Consider the following 17,298-nt stretch of genomic DNA (forward strand, 5'->3'; position numbering starts at 1 on the left):
GCACGGTTTTTCTGAAAAAATTAACGTGAGTAGAACTCGACGATAAGAGTTTCGTTGATTTCAGCTGGTAATTCAGAACGCTCTGGTGAACGAGTGAATGTACCTTCAAGCTTGTCTGCATCAAATGTTAAGAAGTCAGGAACGAAGTTGTTTACTTCGATTGCTTCTTTAACAACATCAAGATTACGTGATTTTTCACGTAAAGTGATTGTTTGACCAGGAGCTAAACGGTATGATGGGATATCTACGCGAGATCCATCAACCATAATGTGTCCGTGGTTAACTAATTGACGAGCTGCACGACGAGTACGAGCTAAACCTAAACGGTAAACTACGTTATCAAGACGTGATTCAAGTAGGATCATGAAGTTTTCACCGTGAACCCCACCCATTTTGCCAGCTTTGTCAAAAAGGTTACGGAATTGACGCTCAGTTACTCCGTACATATGACGAAGTTTTTGCTTTTCTTGTAATTGCAATCCGTATTCAGAAAGCTTCTTACGTTGGTTAGGACCATGTTGTCCTGGAGCGTAAGGACGCTTTTCTAATTCTTTACCTGTGCCGCTTAGTGAGATACCAAGACGACGAGAAATTTTCCAGCTAGAGCCAGTATAACGAGCCATGAATGACTCCTCCTTAGTGTTTTTATTTTGGTAAAATAAAAACCGTTATGAAACATCAATGATAGCCATTTTGTTTTCATGCACCTTCGCCCTAGCAGCAGAGGGTTACAAGATACACCATCGAAAAGAGTATATTGACTCTTGAGGAACAAAATGAATCCATTAAAGTGTTCACATAGGCTGCAGTTATTTTACACAAAGGATATTATATAATTTTATTCATGAATGTGTCAAGTTAATTTCAGGGAATGAATAGGATAAAGAAATATATATAAATGACAGCGTTTTCAATTAGGAGGAGTCAGATTGGGAAATGAAAATTTTCGCTTTGAAACGGAAGCTGTTCACTCTGGATATCGTTCAGAAGAACATAAAGGAAGTTTAGTTCCTCCCTTGTATCAAACTTCCACATTTACATTTTCAACGGCAGAACAAGGGGAACGGAGATTTGCTGGGCAGGAAGAAGGCTTTATTTATTCCCGTCTTGGAAATCCAACAGTAAAAATCCTCGAAGACAAAATGGCAAAGCTTGAACAAGGAGAAGCAGCCTTGGCTTTCTCCTCAGGGATGGCAGCGGTCTCTGCTGTGCTAACGGCTTTAACTAAAACAGGTGACCATATCTTGTGTTCACAAGGAATATATGGTTGTACGTTCGGCTTGCTGCAATTATTAAAACAAAAATATAAAATTAGCTATGATTTTTCAGCCATGTCTACAAGAGAAATGATCGAAAAAGACCTTAAACCAAATACAACCTGTATTTATATTGAAACCCCAATCAATCCCACCATGAAACTAGTGGATCTTGAATTAGTTGCCATTACCGCAAAACAACGTGGTATACCAGTTGTAGTCGATAATACATTTTGCTCTCCTTATTTACAAACGCCTATTAGCCATGGCTGCGATGTTGTTCTTCATAGTGCGACAAAATATATTTGTGGTCATGGTGATGTCATTGCCGGAGTAGTAATTGGTAAAAATGAATTTATTCAACAAGTGTCGAGAACCACTCTGAAAGATATGGGCGGTATTATTTCTCCATTCGATGCTTGGCTGTTACTTAGGGGGTTAAAAACATTACCAGTTAGGATGGATCGGCACTGCGAGAATGCAAGTATGCTCGTTGGTTTTTTACGGAATCATCCAAAGGTTGAAACCATTTACTTTCCCGGTAACATTGACTATGAAGAGGATCATTCAATCATGAGTAAGCAAATGAAAAAACCAGGCGGATTAATATCATTTTCAATCAAAGGAACAAAACAGACAGCTCAATTATTTATGAATCAGTTAAAATTAATTAAAATAGCGGTAAGTTTAGGGGATGCGGAAACATTGATACAGCACCCTGCTACGATGACGCATGCTGTCGTCCCTGAACTAGAACGGAAAAAAATGGGTATCGAAGACACATTGCTCCGGCTTTCTGTGGGTCTTGAAGCTTGGGAGGATATAAAAGAAGATATCGAGCAAGCACTTGAGAAAATTTAAAAAACTCGCTTATTTGCGAGTTTTTTATTTTACAAATAGTTAATAAGGATAGCAGTAAGCTCTTCCAACTGTTCTTGGTCCAATTCATCAAAGCGACTTTTTTCTGGCGAGTCAATATCCAAGACACCCAGTAAATTTCCGTCTTTTATTAGGGGAATGACGATTTCAGAATTAGATGCAGCGTCACAGGCAATATGTCCAGGAAATTGGTGAACATCTTCCACCCGGATTGTCTTTTTTGTTTTGGCAGATGTACCACATACACCTTTTCCAAGCGGAATGCGAACACATGCAGGGAGACCTTGAAAGGGGCCCAATACTAGTTCATTGTTCTCATCCATTAGATAAAAGCCTACCCAGTTTATGCGATCCAGAAATTGGTTTAACAATGCAGAAGTATTACTGAGATTAGCAATTTGATTTTTCTCGCCATCAAGAAGGGCAGTCAATTGTTTCTTTACCAACTCGAAATTTTCCTGGCGGCTCTCTTTGTACATTTCGACATTAAACATGTTTTTTCACCCATCTCTTTTTAAATTTCTTATTTATTTTATCAAACTGACAAGAAAAAGAGCATACTTTGTCGATAAATTTATAAAGGAATCACCCCTCATAAAAAGAATAGTTATAGTAAGGATAAAAATGCCGCAAGAATATTGGAGGTGTACGATGAAAAAGGATTCTAAGGAAGAAATAGTGAAAGCAGCGATTTCGCTTTTTAATTCAAATGGATATGCTGGAACATCGATACGTGACATTGCTAAAGAAGCGAATGTTAACTCGGCAACCATTGCCTACCATTTTGAGAATAAGCTGGGCCTATTGGAATACTGCTTCACTTACTTTTTTGAGCAATACCTCAGTATTATTGAAGAAAAATTTTCTTTACTAGATGTAGGGGTAAAGGATTGTTTAAAACGAATTTCAGCTGAATTGCTTCACTTTCAGTGTGAAAATATTGAACTCACAAGCTTCGTATATCGTGAAATGTCAATGGATTCTCAGGTAGTAAGAGAAATTATGTCCACCTATGCACTAAAGGAAAAGTATTACTTTCAAAAGATATTTGAAAAAGGGTTTGAAAGGAAAGAATTCCGTCCGCATTCCATTGCATATTTAATCATCCAATACAAAGGCTTACTTATGATGCCTTTTATAAATGCTCATTATTTACGAGAAGTACTTTATATTTTTCCAAATGAAAGATTCTTTGAACAAAAGTATTTAAAGGAAATCAATAATTGGATTGAAAACACCCTAGGAACAAAATTTATCGAAAAGAAAGAAGCAATATTGTAATTGAAACAAATAAACGAATTCTTATATGCAAAGCACTAGCTAGGGAAACCAATTTCCTTTAAGCAAGTGCTTTTTAATTTGAATATTTATGGTAAGTGAGTTTTTTCAAAAGGAATTTGTCATAAATTAGTAAATTAAAATTTCTTTTACAAAAAAAATGAAATTAATAGTCAAAAAATGTCGTTTACATGGTATCATAGAGGCATTGAACTTACCAACAATTATAATTTATTTATAGATTAGTATCTAATGTATTAATGATTTATATGAAGTGTTTGAAACAGGAGGCTTGAATGTGAAATATTTTATTGGATTTATCATCCTACTACTAGCCTTATTTGTATTGGGGTATTTTATAAAGAAAAAGTATTTTAAAGAGATGGATAGGTTAGAAGCCTGGAAAATTGATTTGTTTAATCGACCAATAATGGATGAAATGTCAAAGGTGAAAAAATTGAATATGACCGGCCAAACCGAAGAATTATTCGAGGGCTGGCGTAACCAATGGGATGAAATCGTAACCGTTAAGTTACCTAATTTGGAAGAGATGTTATTTGACGCCGAAGAATATATAGACCGCTATCGCTTTAATAAGGCGAAAGGTATTCAACAGGAAATCAATAATAAATTACAAGCAACAGAAACTGAAATTAATAAAATTGTTGAAGAACTACATGAGCTTGTGGGAAGCGAAGAAAAGAATAGAACGGAAATTGAGCAGTTAAAGGAAATGTATCGGGAAACGAAAAAAACGCTGCTTGCTCATCGTCATAGTTTTGGTAAATCTGAAAAACACTTAGAAGTGCAATTGGATGATGTAACGAAAAAGTTTCATGAGTTTGATGAGAAAACAGATAATGGTAATTATCTTGAAGCACGTGAACTTGTACTGTCAATCCAAGAACAATTAACGATCGTTAAAAAGAATATGGATTTAATTCCTCAGCTTTTAATCGAATGTCATTCACTTATACCAGCCCAATTAACCGATATTCTCGAAGGATATAGAGAGATGACTGAAAAAGGTTATTACTTAGGTCATATTCAGTTAGAGACTGAAATCGATAGTTTGAAAGAAAAATTGGTTGAGTATTTAGCTTTGATTGAAGAGACGAAAATTGAAAATGCACTAGAAGGAATTGGTGAAGTTAAAGAACGGATTGACATACTTTTCGACTTATTGGAAAAAGAAGTAAATGCCAAGCATTTTATCTTCCAAAACGAAAAAAGTATGAGTGGACTCTTAAGTTCTGTATTAGATGAACATGACCAACTTTCAAACGAAGTAAAGCATGTTCAAGAAAGCTATCATTTAACAGATAGTGACTTTGAAATTCAAAGACACTTAGAAAAACAACTTGCTTCTGTTACGAAACATTATGAAATCCTAATGGAAAAATTAAATATCAATGAAACGGCATTAACGGTACTCTGTGAAGAATTGAAAGAAATAAAAACTCATATCGAAATGATCCAGGAAGAACAGGAAAATTTCGGACTCAAGCTTCAAGCGCTAAGGAAGGATGAGTTCGAAGCTCGAGAAACACTTAAGGACCTAACCAAAAAAGTGGGAGAAACGATTCGTTTGGTTTCCAAAAGTAATATTCCTGGTTTACCAGAAGATTATCAATTCTTATTTGAGGATACCAATGAGAGTATTCAAAACGTAAGGCTGCAGCTTCAAGAAAAGCCGCTTAATGTTTCTGCGCTGAATCAATATTTAGAAATTGCAGTTCTGACGGTTGATAAACTTTCTACTACTACAGTTGAATTGATTGAGAATGTATTACTTGCTGAAAAAGCAATTCAATATGGAAATAGGTATCGTAGTCAATATCCGTCGGTTGCCAAAGGACTAAATGATGCAGAACAAGCATTTAGACATTTTGAGTACCAGGAAGCATTGGAACAAGCAGCAACTTCCCTTGAATCCATCGACCCTGGAGCCTTAAAGAAAATTAAAGCTACAGTAGGTAAAGAATAGAACAACCCCTAAAAACCGATTCAACCTTACATGGTGAATCGGTTTTTTTTAGGCTGTGTTAAAGGTAAATTTGGAAATGAACTAGTTGATTTGTGCGGAAGGCGCGAGACTCCTGCAGGAGTACGGAGCAGGGGAGACCCCGCAGGCGCTTTAGCGCCGAGGAGGCTTCCCGCAACGCCTGCGGAAAGCGAAGCGCATGGAGCACAAATCAACGGCCATATATAACACAGCCTTTATCTAAAACGCAAACCTTTTTCAATTGATTCAGTTTGTGGTAAGATTTAATCTGCGCAAAGGTGAGGTGTTAAAGATATGATTTATTTTGATAATAGTGCAACCACAAAGCCATATAAAGAGGCAGTAGACTCTTTTGTAAAGGTTTCAAGTGAATTTTTTGGCAATCCATCCTCCCTCCATGGATTGGGAGTTCAAGCTGAGAAACTTCTTACTCAAGCACGAACACAAGTAGCCAGCCTCCTAGCCGTTAAACCAACTGAAATTTACTTTACCTCCGGTGGTACAGAAAGTAATAACCTGGCAATTAAAGGGAGTGCGATTTTACATAAAAATAAAGGAAAACACTTGATATTGTCTAGTATTGAGCATCCATCTGTTCGTGGTTCAATGGAACAGCTGAAGAAATTAGGCTTTGAAATTACTTATTTGCCAACTGACCATCATGGAAGAGTGAAGGTCGAGGATGTCAAAGCTTCTATTCAAAAGAATACAATCCTTGTGTCTGTTATGCAGGTCAATAATGAGGTTGGAACCATACAGCCCATTAAAGAGATAGGTGAACTCTTAAGCCAATATCCAAACATTCTCTTTCATGTAGACGCTGTACAAGCTGTCGGAAAAGTTCCATTAAACCTAATGGAAAATCGTGTGGATTTATCCTCCATTTCAGCACATAAGTTTCATGGATTAAAGGGCACTGGTTCACTCTTTATAAGAGAAGGTGTTAGATTGGACCCTCTGCTTTCGGGAGGAAACCAGGAATGGAAAATAAGAAGCGGTACAGAAAATGTAGCAGGTGCAGTTGCAATGGCTAAGGCTTTAAGGATGACGATAGGAAACAGTGATTTGGGATTAGAAAGAATGAGTCGGGTTAAAACACTTCTGAGAGAAGAGCTAAGCAGGATTGACGGACTTACAATCAATACCCCGCTTGAAAATTCTGCACCCCATATTCTAAACTTTTCAATCAGGGGTGTGAAAGCAGAAGTATTAATCCATACGCTAGAGCAAAAAGGAATCTATTTATCGACAACAAGTGCATGCTCTTCTAAGAAACAATTGCCAAGTCAAACACTCTTAGCGATGGGAGTCCCAGACGATTTGGCTGACAGTGCGTTTAGAATAAGCTTATCCTACGATAATAATGAGGATGAGGCACAAAAGGTAATTGTGGCAATCGAAGAAGGTGCAAAACAACTTAGAAAGGTTATGAACTAATATGAATTATGATCGTATCCTGATTCGCTATGGTGAAATTTCAACCAAAGGCAGAAATCGGAAGAAATTTGTAGACAAGTTAAGAAAGAGCGTTCGAATTGCATTGGCTCCTTTTCCAAAAATTAAAATTCGGGCTGAGCGGGACAGGATGTATGTTCTCGTTAATGGTGAAAATGTTCAAGAAATCATTAAGTCATTGAAAAATATATTTGGGATTCAATCCCTTAGTCCAGCAATAAGAGTTGAGAAAGACATTGAACAAATGAAAGAGGCCGCACTGTCCTTAGTAAAAAGCCTATACACAGAGGGTCAAACCTTTAAAATTTCTCCTAAACGTTCAGATAAATCATTTGGATTGGATACATCCGGTATTAATCATACATTTGGCGGGCATATACTCGGAAATATTCCTGGCATAAAGGTTGATGTTAAAAATCCCGATATTAATTTAAAAATTGAGGTTCTAGCTGAGGCCATTTACATGTCTTGTGAGAACATCCTAGGAGCTGGCGGACTGCCAGTTGGATCTAGTGGCAAGGCGATGTTGATGCTTTCAGGGGGAATTGATAGTCCAGTTGCAGGCTATTTTACCATGAAACGGGGGGTGGAAATTGAAGCTGTACATTTCTTTAGTCCCCCGTATACAAGTGAAAGATCCAAGGAAAAAGTCATCGATTTAGCAAAAAAACTAGCTGAAATTTTTGGTTCCATGAAACTGCATATTGTCCCGTTTACGACGATACAGCAAACCATAAAAGAACAAATTCCTGAAAACTATTCGATGACTACAACAAGAAGGTTTATGCTTCGTATCACAGATGAAATTAGAAAAAAACAAGAGGCACTAGCGATTATTACCGGTGATAACCTTGGGCAGGTCGCAAGTCAAACATTGGAAAGCATGTATGCCATTAATGAGGTAACCAATACCCCAATCCTACGGCCACTGCTGACAATGGATAAAAATGATATTATTAAAATCGCCAAAGAAATAGACACCTACGATATCTCAATCAGACCATTCGAGGATTGCTGTACCATCTTTGTCCCATCCTCACCAAAAACAAAACCAAAAAGAGAAAAAGTCATGCACTACGAAAGCTTCCATGACTTCGACTCTTTAATACAAGAAGCAGTACAAAACACAGAAACACTAACAATCAGACCAGACAGCAAACAGTCCTCAGAATTTGAAGATTTATTTTAAATAAATTTGATACGGTTCATTTATATTGCCGCAATGTTGATTGGAACGGAAGGCACGAGACTCCTGCGGGAGAAGCGAGACAGGCGAGACCCCGCAGACACGCAGTGTCGAGGAGGCTCGGCGGTCGCCCGCGGAAAGCGAAGTGCCTGGAGTTTCAATCAACATTCAATATGAACAGGGACAGTAATTATGAAAAATGTGAAATATTTGTGAACAATTACCAATTATAAAAAAGAATACTGCCATGTGATTCTACACATTCTATACTCACAAGGAGGTGATATCACATGGCTAGTAACAACAACTCAAATCAATTACTTGTACCTGGTGTAGAACAAGCTCTTTCTCAAATGAAATACGAAATTGCTTCTGAATTCGGTGTACAACTTGGTGGGGATACTACTTCACGCGCTAACGGTTCTGTTGGTGGTGAAATCACTAAGCGTTTAGTAGCAATGGCTGAGTCTCAATTAGGCGGCGGATTTTCACGATAACAAATAAATAAGATGGCTACAGAGAGTGGGATTTTTCCCACTCTCTTTCTTTATGCACAAAAAGACTATTTTTAGTATAACAATTTTAAATTTTTGAATAATTTTGTATAATAATATCTGTGATAAAGTTTTTTATTTTGAGTGAGGGGGAGAAACATGAACCGTGAAGAATTAATTGCACCAGAAAAGTATAATCTTGTATCGGAAGTTGAACGTTTTGCAAAGGATCCAGAAAGATTAGCATTAAAATGGGAAAATGAATTAGGGGAAACGAATCAGGTTACATATCAAGAGTTACTTAAAAAAGTAAATCAAGCGGGAAATGTTTTCACACAAAATGGTCTAAAAAAAGGCGATGTTATACTAGTCATCATACCTAGACTAATTGAAGCCTATGTTGTTTACTTAGCGGCTTTAAAAGCTGGATTAGTTGTCATTCCAAGCTCTGAAATGCTGCGTGAAAAAGACCTTCAATATCGAATTACGCATGGTGATGTAAAAGCAGTCATTAGTTATTATCCGTTTGTTGATCAATTTAAAAATATTTCGAGTACCCAGCACCTAATAAAGTTTTCAGTGGGCGAAAAGCATGAGAATTGGATACATCTAGAGGAAGAAATGATAGCGGCGTCACAGGAGTTTGAGTTTGCTGATACTCTTCGAGATGACATGGCATTTTTATCTTATACATCAGGAACAACCGGTAATCCCAAAGGGGTTGTACATACACATGGATGGGCATTTGCACATTTAAAAACAGCCGCACCAAAATGGCTTTGTATTGAAGATGGAGATACTGTTTGGGCAACTGCAGCGCCAGGCTGGCAAAAGTGGATTTGGAGTCCATTTTTATCAGTTCTTGGTTCAGGAGGAACTGGGCTTGTGTATAACGGCAAATTTGATCCCCAAAAGTATTTAAGCCTTTTAGAAAAATATTCCGTTAATGTCCTTTGCTGTACACCAACGGAATATCGGATAATGGCAAAGGTAGAGAATCTAGGAGATTACAAATTACCTAGCTTGCATAGTGCCGTTTCTGCTGGAGAACCACTTAATCGTGAGGTTATTGAAACGTTTAAGAGACATTTTAATGTGGATGTCCGTGACGGCTATGGTCAGACTGAAAATACCTTGTTGGTTGGAATAACAAAAGGAATGGAGCTTAAATCAGGTTCTATGGGCAAACCAACTCCGGGCAATAGAGTAGAAATCATCAATGAAGAAGGCGAAATTTGTTCAGTTGGTGAAGTTGGGGACATCGCTGTGCACATTGAAACCCCTGCTTTATTTAAGAACTATTATAAGGACCTAGAGAGAACTGCGATGCAATTTCGTGGGGAGTACTATATTACGGGTGATAAAGCAAAGAAGGATGAGGATGGATACTTTTGGTTTGAAGGACGTGGAGATGATATCATTATCAGTTCCGGCTACACAATTGGACCTTTTGAAGTAGAGGATGCACTTGTAAAACATCCATTTGTTAAAGAATGCGCAGTAGTGGCTAGCCCTGATGAAATTAGGGGATTCATAGTAAAAGCGTTTGTTGTGTTAAAAGAGGATGTCGATGCAAATGCCCCTGAATTAACCAAAAATCTTCAGGAGCATGTTAAAACACTTACAGCACCATATAAATATCCAAGGAAAATTGAATATTTGTCAGAACTTCCAAAAACAACTTCAGGAAAAATACGTCGGATTGAACTTCGCCAGCAGGAAATGCAATCAATAAAACAATAATAATAAAAAAAGGCTGTCATTCAATCGACAGCCTTTTTGCTATTAAAGAAAGGTTCTTTTTACCTTTTCCCAGAAGGAGTTATCTTTTAACTTCAGCGTTTTAATCTTTTTATCACTGAGTTTAATTTGGATCTTATCAACATGCTGAATACTTAATGCCTCATTGTCTAAGCCCATTGTTGGATGTTCATTGCCTTCAGCAGAAATTATTTTAAGCGTCAGAGTGCGTTCACCGCCAATAACAAAGGGCGAACCTAAAGTGCGGTATTTGTTATTATTAATCGAAGCCACTTCACTTATTTGCATGCATGAAATTAAGGGGTCAACAACAGCACCATTAACAGATTTATTATAAGCTGTACTTCCAGTTGGGGTAGCGACGATTAAACCATCTCCACGAAAGGTTTCAAAATGGAGGTCATTAATAAATACATCAAATTCCAGTGTTTTTATGATAGAGGAGCGAATACTAAATTCATTAAGACAAGGAAAAGTTCCTTGTCCGTCGACCATTACCTCTATAAATGGATAACGGCGAACTTTTAACTGTTCATTTGAAACTGCCTCTATCATTTTAGAGGATTCATTAATTTTGAAGTCACAATACATACTTAAACTATCCTTGATTGTAATACCACCGTAGAGAACATCATCACGAAATCCGGTTTTCCTTACAGCCTGCAGGAATGTTCCATCATCACCAATACTCGCAATGATGTTGGCTTGGCGGTGGTCCTTTACAATAGTTAAACGATACTGTTCTGCCATCGAATGTAAGTCTCCGACCCTTTCCAGCATTTCCTTATCTAAGTGGTGATAAAAAAAGATATTACGTCTATCTCCCATGGTACCCTCCATATTTTGGTTATTAGTTTGTAAAAATAGCCCAATAAGCTTTTTATTTTTGTTAAACTAAGGTAGTCCTGCATTAATTTTAACATTATCTTGAAACAATATTAAATTATGTAAGGAAAATTTTTAAAATAAACAAGGAGGATTTTTAACATGAATGGGAAACGATGGGCCGCTCTTGGAATTGCTGCGGCATTATTTTTTGTATCAGTTATGATTAATTTCTTATCTGCATTTGCTTTTAAAGGTATCGAAACAGATATAAGTGAGCTTTTAGCTGCTTCTGAGCTTCCTTTTACGGAGGAAGTAGTACAGGAAGGAAATGAAATGAAGAAGATTGCTGTACTGGATGTCAATGGTGTTATTCAGGACACGAATACCGCAGAATCATTCTTTCAAGCAGCAGGATATAATCATCAAGGATTTATGAAAAGGTTAGATTACATTAAAGAAGATGATAGCGTAAAAGGGATTATTCTTAAGGTTAACTCACCGGGTGGCGGAGTAGTTGAAAGTGCTGAAATCCATGATAAGCTTCTAGAAATCCAAAAGGAAACAAAGAAACCAGTTTATGTTTCAATGGGTTCTATGGCTGCTTCTGGCGGGTATTATATTTCCGCAGGAGCGAAAAAAATCTTTGCAAGTGAAGAAACAATGACTGGTTCACTAGGTGTAATTATGCAGGGAATCAATTATGAAGGATTAGCTGAAAAGTATGGGGTAGATTTTGTCACCATCAAAAGTGGTCAATATAAAGATATTATGAGTCCGACTCGACAAATGACGGAGGAAGAGCGGCAAATCCTTCAAAAAATGATCGACAATTCCTATGAGGGGTTTGTTAAGGTTATTTCAGAAGGCAGAAAGATGACTACTGATCAGGTGAAAAAGATTGCGGATGGAAGAATCTATGATGGAAGACAGGCAAAAGAGCTGAACTTAATTGACGGTTTTGGATATTTAGAAGATGTGATACAGCAGATGAAAGAACAGGAGAAACTAAAGGACGCAAAGGTTGTCCGCTATACCGAGCAAATAGGATTTGGTTCATTATTAAACTTTAAGGTTCAAAAATTTATTGGTGCGGATAATGAGATGACTGGACTTATGGATATTTTATCAAGACCCAATTCTCCACGCCTAATGTATTTGTATGCAGAGTAGGAGGGGACGAGTAGATGGAAAATGAAAATCAAATAAATACAAATGAATTAGTTAAAGTCGATGAGCCAATAACTACACATGAATCCGATATAATCTCCATTCGTTATGCGGGTTTTTGGATGCGGTTTTGGGCTTACCTGTTGGATTTAATTGTGGTTGGGAGTATAGAGCGATTAATTATTAATCCACTATTTCGGGCACTTGGGATTCCTTTGATAGAATTTAATATGTTTGCCCCGATTTCCATAGCTAGTGCAATCATATTTTATTTATATTTCGTGTTAATGACAAAATATTTTAATCAAACGCTTGGAAAAATGGTATTTGGTATAAAAGTAATTGATTTGAAGAATGACAAATTATCATGGGGAACCATACTTTTTCGAGAATGGATTGGCCGATTTATCTCAGCAACAGTGGTTATTGGATATATCATTGTCGCCTTTTTACCCAAAAAACAAGGACTTCACGACCTCTTTACAGATACCTCGGTCATTCATGTAGATCGATAATTCAAGCCCGCTAACGATTCGTTAGCGGGTTTATTTTTCCTTCTTCGGGTGATACTAATAGGCGACAAAAGGAGTGAAAAAATTGGTATGGCTGTATATAGCTCTCAGCGCTATTATTTTATTATTTCTACTAATCATCTTTTCGAAACTAACAATCCATCTTAATTTTTTTCATCATAATGATAATGATGAATTGAGTGTAGTGTTTAAACTCTGGTTTGGTTTGATTAAATATAAAATCAATGTTCCCTTGATTAAAATTGATGATAACTCACCGAGTATCGTCGTAAAGGGTAATACGAGTATGGGAGATTCAGGTGAAAGTGAATCCTCGAGTAAGGTCCAACAAATTGGCAAGGATTACATTGAAACACAATTGTCAAACGCAAAAGAACTCATTCAGCATGTTTTTAACATGCAGGTGATTGTAAGTAAATTTATGAAAAAAGTAATGATTAAGCGACTTGAATGGCATTCATTAGTTGGAGTGGGTGATGCGGCACATACTGGCATCATAACTGGCGCACTTTGGACTCTTAAAGGAAGCGTTGTGGGCATGATTAGTCACTTTTTGAGACTGAAGGAAATGCCGGTTTTATCCGTTACTCCTCATTTTCAAATGGCTGTTATCCAAACCCGGATTACATGTATTATTCAGTTTCGTATCGGGTATGCTATTTTAGCAGGATTAAAACTAATAAAATTCTGGAAGGGCGGACGCCCAAATTTCAAAATGAACACAGCTTATGCAAAGGAAAAAACTAAAACCGTTTAAAAAGAGGAGGAAACAGCCATGTCTGAACATCCAATTCAAGGTTTAATGACGACTGCAATGGAAAGCTTAAAAGAAATGATTGACGTAAATACGATTATTGGTGATCCTGTTGAAACGCCTGATGGAAGTGTCATTCTTACCGTTTCAAAAGTTGGTTTTGGATTTGCAGCAGGTGGTAGTGAGTTTAAACTTGATAGTTCCCAATCAAAAGGTCAGGAACAAGGTCAGGGACAACCAAAGCTGCCATTTGGGGGCGGGAGCGGTGGAGGAGTTTCCATTACTCCAATTGCTTTTTTAATTGTGAATTCACATGGAGTAAAAATGCTTCATCTCGACGAAAGTACTCATCTTTATGAAAAGATTTTAGAAATGGCTCCACAAGCAGTGGATAAAATTCAGCAAATGTTCTCAAAGAAAAATGAGCAGCAAGGTTCAGGTCAAGGTTCAGGTCAATCGAAACAACATGAGGCTCCTAAACAAGAATTTGATATATAGGTAAAAAGTTAATCTTCCAAATTCAAGAGGAAGATTAACTTTTTTCATGAAAGAAGAAGCCTAAATCATTGCAAAAAATATTCTGAAAAGATATATTTACACTGTACATAATTGTGATGAAGGCGCAAATTATTTCGCTTTTGTACGAAAAAGGAGGATATTTAAATGGCAAACGTAACGTTTAAGGGGAACCCAGTAACATTGCTAGGAAACGAAGTAAAAGTGGGCGACAAAGCTCCTAATTTCAGCGTATTGGCGAATGACTTATCACCTGTAACGCTAGAAAATACAAAAGGACAGGTTCGTTTAATTAGTGCTGTGCCTTCTTTAGATACTGGCGTATGTGATGCAGAAACACGTCGTTTTAATGAAGAAGCGAATAGCTTAGGGGATGTTAAAATCTTAACTGTCAGCGTTGACTTACCATTCGCACAAAAACGCTGGTGTGGAGCTAACGGCATTGAAAATGTCCAAACTCTATCAGACCATCGCGACCTTTCTTTTGGAGAAGCATTTGGTGTGGCCATTCAGGAGCTTCGATTATTGACTCGTGCTGTATTTGTTGTAGATTCTAGTGATACTGTTACTTATGTGGAATACGTAAGTGAGGCAACAAATCACCCGAACTATGAAGCGGCACTTGAAGCTGCTAGGAATGCAAAGTAAATTAGATGGCGATTAAGGCCTCGTCAATTGATGAGGTCTTTTCTTTATTTTAGGAGGTATAGTATGAAAATGGCTCCAGTCGAGCAGCTTTTCACGTTATTCAATGAAACTGCTCTTGTCCTGCAGGAAGAACTATCTTGTACATATTTAGAAGCATTAGCCGAAACCGGTGAGAATTTATTTCATGGATCTGTACTTCAGGATGAAGTAAGTGAAATTACTGAAAAAAGACTTCAGAAACAATACCAAGAAATACATTTAAGCAGTTTTACAAAGGAAGAAATTCGAAAAGCCTATCAGCTTGTCATCTTAAAAGGAATGAAAGAAAGTGTTCAGCCAAACCATCAAATGACGCCTGATAGTGTGGGTATGTTAATGAGCTATCTAGTGGATAAATTTATAGAACAGCCTAACTTCCGTTTGTTAGACCCTGCGATTGGAACAGGAAATTTAGTAACGACCGTATTAAATCAGCTGCAAAAAGATGTCCAAAGTATTGGCATTGATATAGATGACCTGTTACTTAAACTTTCCTATGTGAATGCAAATTTACAGGAGCACCCAATAGAGCTTTTTAATCAAGATAGTCTTGAACCTTTATTTATTGACCCTGTTGATGCGGTAATTGCCGATTTGCCAGTTGGATATTATCCAAATGATGTCCGGGCTTCAGATTACCAGTTAAAAGCGCCAGAAGGACACTCATATGCGCATCATTTATTTATTGAACAGAGTGTCAAGCACACAAAGCAGGGAGGATATTTATTTTTTATCATTCCAAACGGGCTTTTTGAAAGTGATCAGGCCGGGCAGCTTCGTGAATACTTTAAGGAAGAAATCATTGTTCAAGGGGTACTTCAACTTCCACTAAGTATGTTTAAGAATAAAAATGCAGCAAAAAGTATTTTGGTCCTACAAAAAAAGGGTGAAGGGATAGCGGCGCCTAAACAGGCCTTACTTGCTAATCTTCCCAACTTATCGAGTGCAGTTGAGATGGACAATATCTTGAGAAAAATCGATAAATGGTTCCAGGATAATAAGCGGTAAAACCGGGTTTCACAGCGGTTTTATCGCTTTTTTATTGATTAAGAACAATTAGAATAATGTGAATAAATTATCATTTTGGAGGTAACCGTTTCCATCCAATTTCCTCCTTGAAATGTAATATATACAGTGATTAAATGAGGTGAGGAAAGCAATAAACGATGTCGGTTTTGCGCAAAATAACCTTGAACGAAAAAAAGGACCTTCCCCGAACCGATGTTGTTTTATAAAAGGAGCGGTAAATATAATGTCTAAAATAATTGCAATTAATGCGGGCAGTTCATCTCTAAAGTTCCAATTATTTGAAATGCCGGCTGAAGCGGTAATAACAAAAGGACTAATTGAAAGAATAGGCATAAACGATTCAATCTTCACCATTTCGGTTAATGGTGAAAAAATTACAGAAACAACGGATATTCCTGACCATGATGTAGCTGTTAAAATGCTGCTTGATAAGCTTACTACTTTAGGTATTATTCAATCTTTAAATGAAATTGAAGGAATTGGTCACCGAGTGGTTCATGGCGGAGAAGAGTTTAATGATTCCGCTCTTATTACTGAAGAAGTTCTTGGTAAGATTGAAGCATTGTCAGAATTAGCGCCATTGCATAATCCTGCAAATGTTACTGGAATAAAGGCTTTTCATGCAGTATTGCCGAACGTTCCAGCAGTAGCAGTATTTGATACAGCTTTCCATCAAACGATGCCAGAAAGTTCATATCTCTATAGCCTTCCATACGAATACTATGAGAAATATGGTATCCGTAAATATGGCTTCCATGGTACGAGTCATAAATATGTTTCACAGCGTGCTGCTGAACTTTTGGGCCGTCCGGTCGAACAGCTTCGCCTTCTTTCCTGCCATCTAGGAAATGGAGCAAGTATTGCTGCCATTGAAGGTGGAAAATCAATTGATACATCAATGGGCTTTACACCATTAGCTGGGGTTACGATGGGAACTCGTTCAGGTAATATTGACCCTGCTTTAATTCCATTTATTATGGAAAAGACAAATAAAACAGCAGAAGAAGTTCTTGATGTGTTAAATAAAGAGAGCGGAATGTTAGGGGTTTCTGGTTTCTCAAGTGATTTAAGAGACATTGAAATTGAAGCACGTAATGGTAATGATCGCGCACAGCTTGCATTAGACGTTTTTGCTAACCGTATCCATAAATATATTGGTTCATATGCCTCACGTATGTATGGGGTCGATGCCATTATCTTTACGGCTGGTATAGGTGAGAACAGCGATGTCGTTCGTGAACAAGTCTTAAAAGGTCTAGAATTTATGGGTGTTTACTGGGATCCAGCTTTAAATAAAATCAGAGGTGAGGAAAGGTTTATTAACTATCCACACTCCCCTGTAAAAGTAATCGTTATTCCTACAAATGAAGAAGTAATGATTGCACGCGACGTTGTACGTTTAGCACAATAATTTATATTAAAAAGGCAAACTATCCTAGAGATGGTTTGCCTTTTGCGTTTTTTTAGTGA

General features: G+C 37.3%; 18 protein-coding genes. 15 read left to right on the plus strand and 3 right to left on the minus strand.

Going from position 1 to position 17,298, the window contains the following annotated elements; all coding sequences use genetic code 11:
• Positions 1–20 precede the first annotated feature (20 nt).
• Complete coding sequence (gene rpsD, locus M3189_RS12420) at positions 21–623, minus strand: 30S ribosomal protein S4 (RefSeq protein ID WP_251634399.1); 603 nt, start codon at positions 621–623, stop codon at positions 21–23.
• Positions 624–929: 306 nt separating this feature from the next.
• Between rpsD and megL the strand changes: the two genes are divergently transcribed.
• Positions 930–2,117: a methionine gamma-lyase gene (gene megL, locus M3189_RS12425; protein ID WP_251634400.1), complete on the plus strand. Its 1,188-nt coding sequence runs from the start codon at positions 930–932 to the stop codon at positions 2,115–2,117.
• 29 nt (positions 2,118–2,146) lie between these two features.
• Here megL and M3189_RS12430 read toward each other — a convergent pair whose 3' ends face one another.
• Positions 2,147–2,629 carry a GAF domain-containing protein gene (locus tag M3189_RS12430; protein WP_285889619.1) on the minus strand — a complete coding sequence of 161 codons (483 nt, stop codon included), beginning with the start codon at positions 2,627–2,629 and terminating at the stop codon, positions 2,147–2,149.
• Positions 2,630–2,786: 157 nt separating this feature from the next.
• On the opposite strand from M3189_RS12430, the gene refZ reads away from it, so the two are divergent.
• From refZ to mbcS, 7 genes are all read left to right on the plus strand, one after another.
• Positions 2,787–3,416, plus strand: coding sequence for a forespore capture DNA-binding protein RefZ (gene refZ / locus M3189_RS12435; RefSeq protein ID WP_251634401.1), 630 nt, complete (start codon positions 2,787–2,789; stop codon positions 3,414–3,416).
• Between the two features lie 295 nt (positions 3,417–3,711).
• Positions 3,712–5,400: a septation ring formation regulator EzrA gene (ezrA, locus tag M3189_RS12440; RefSeq protein ID WP_251634402.1), complete on the plus strand. Its 1,689-nt coding sequence runs from the start codon at positions 3,712–3,714 to the stop codon at positions 5,398–5,400.
• A gap of 30 nt (positions 5,401–5,430) precedes the next feature.
• Positions 5,431–5,625, plus strand: a complete 195-nt coding sequence (locus tag M3189_RS12445) for a hypothetical protein (RefSeq protein WP_251634403.1) — start codon at positions 5,431–5,433, stop codon at positions 5,623–5,625.
• An 87-nt stretch (positions 5,626–5,712) separates the two neighbouring features.
• Positions 5,713–6,855: a cysteine desulfurase family protein gene (locus tag M3189_RS12450; protein ID WP_251634404.1), complete on the plus strand. Its 1,143-nt coding sequence runs from the start codon at positions 5,713–5,715 to the stop codon at positions 6,853–6,855.
• A gap of 1 nt (position 6,856) precedes the next feature.
• Positions 6,857–8,062 carry a tRNA uracil 4-sulfurtransferase ThiI gene (gene thiI / locus M3189_RS12455; protein WP_251634405.1) on the plus strand — a complete coding sequence of 402 codons (1,206 nt, stop codon included), beginning with the start codon at positions 6,857–6,859 and terminating at the stop codon, positions 8,060–8,062.
• Between the two features lie 287 nt (positions 8,063–8,349).
• Positions 8,350–8,556, plus strand: a complete 207-nt coding sequence (locus M3189_RS12460) for an alpha/beta-type small acid-soluble spore protein (protein ID WP_133367568.1) — start codon at positions 8,350–8,352, stop codon at positions 8,554–8,556.
• A gap of 156 nt (positions 8,557–8,712) precedes the next feature.
• The gene (gene mbcS, locus M3189_RS12465; protein WP_251634406.1) at positions 8,713–10,296 is read left to right on the plus strand and encodes an acyl-CoA synthetase MbcS; all 1,584 of its coding nucleotides are present in this window, start codon (positions 8,713–8,715) and stop codon (positions 10,294–10,296) included.
• Between the two features lie 42 nt (positions 10,297–10,338).
• On the opposite strand, the gene M3189_RS12470 is transcribed toward mbcS, so the two are convergent.
• The gene (locus M3189_RS12470) at positions 10,339–11,142 is read right to left on the minus strand and encodes an NAD kinase (protein ID WP_251634407.1); all 804 of its coding nucleotides are present in this window, start codon (positions 11,140–11,142) and stop codon (positions 10,339–10,341) included.
• Between the two features lie 159 nt (positions 11,143–11,301).
• Between M3189_RS12470 and sppA the strand changes: the two genes are divergently transcribed.
• The 7 genes from sppA (at position 11,302) to M3189_RS12505 (ending at position 17,239) form a co-directional block, all read left to right on the plus strand.
• Positions 11,302–12,312 carry a signal peptide peptidase SppA gene (sppA, locus tag M3189_RS12475; protein ID WP_251634408.1) on the plus strand — a complete coding sequence of 337 codons (1,011 nt, stop codon included), beginning with the start codon at positions 11,302–11,304 and terminating at the stop codon, positions 12,310–12,312.
• Between the two features lie 14 nt (positions 12,313–12,326).
• Positions 12,327–12,824, plus strand: coding sequence for an RDD family protein (locus tag M3189_RS12480; protein ID WP_285889622.1), 498 nt, complete (start codon positions 12,327–12,329; stop codon positions 12,822–12,824).
• Positions 12,825–12,897: 73 nt separating this feature from the next.
• On the plus strand, positions 12,898–13,599 hold the full coding sequence (locus M3189_RS12485) for a DUF2953 domain-containing protein (protein ID WP_251634409.1): 702 nt from the start codon (positions 12,898–12,900) through the stop codon (positions 13,597–13,599).
• Positions 13,600–13,617: 18 nt separating this feature from the next.
• Positions 13,618–14,094, plus strand: a complete 477-nt coding sequence (ytfJ, locus tag M3189_RS12490; RefSeq protein ID WP_251634410.1) for a GerW family sporulation protein — start codon at positions 13,618–13,620, stop codon at positions 14,092–14,094.
• Positions 14,095–14,259: 165 nt separating this feature from the next.
• A complete protein-coding gene (gene tpx, locus M3189_RS12495) occupies positions 14,260–14,760 on the plus strand; it encodes a thiol peroxidase (RefSeq protein ID WP_251634411.1) in 501 nt (166 codons plus the stop codon).
• A 63-nt stretch (positions 14,761–14,823) separates the two neighbouring features.
• Positions 14,824–15,807: a class I SAM-dependent methyltransferase gene (locus M3189_RS12500; protein ID WP_251634412.1), complete on the plus strand. Its 984-nt coding sequence runs from the start codon at positions 14,824–14,826 to the stop codon at positions 15,805–15,807.
• Between the two features lie 244 nt (positions 15,808–16,051).
• Positions 16,052–17,239 (plus strand): acetate kinase, encoded by a 1,188-nt coding sequence (locus M3189_RS12505; RefSeq protein ID WP_251634413.1) that lies wholly within the window; start codon positions 16,052–16,054, stop codon positions 17,237–17,239.
• Positions 17,240–17,298: the final 59 nt, after the last annotated feature.

The organism is Neobacillus niacini (assembly GCF_023715415.1).
GTDB lineage: Bacteria > Bacillota > Bacilli > Bacillales > Cytobacillaceae > Neobacillus > Neobacillus niacini_C.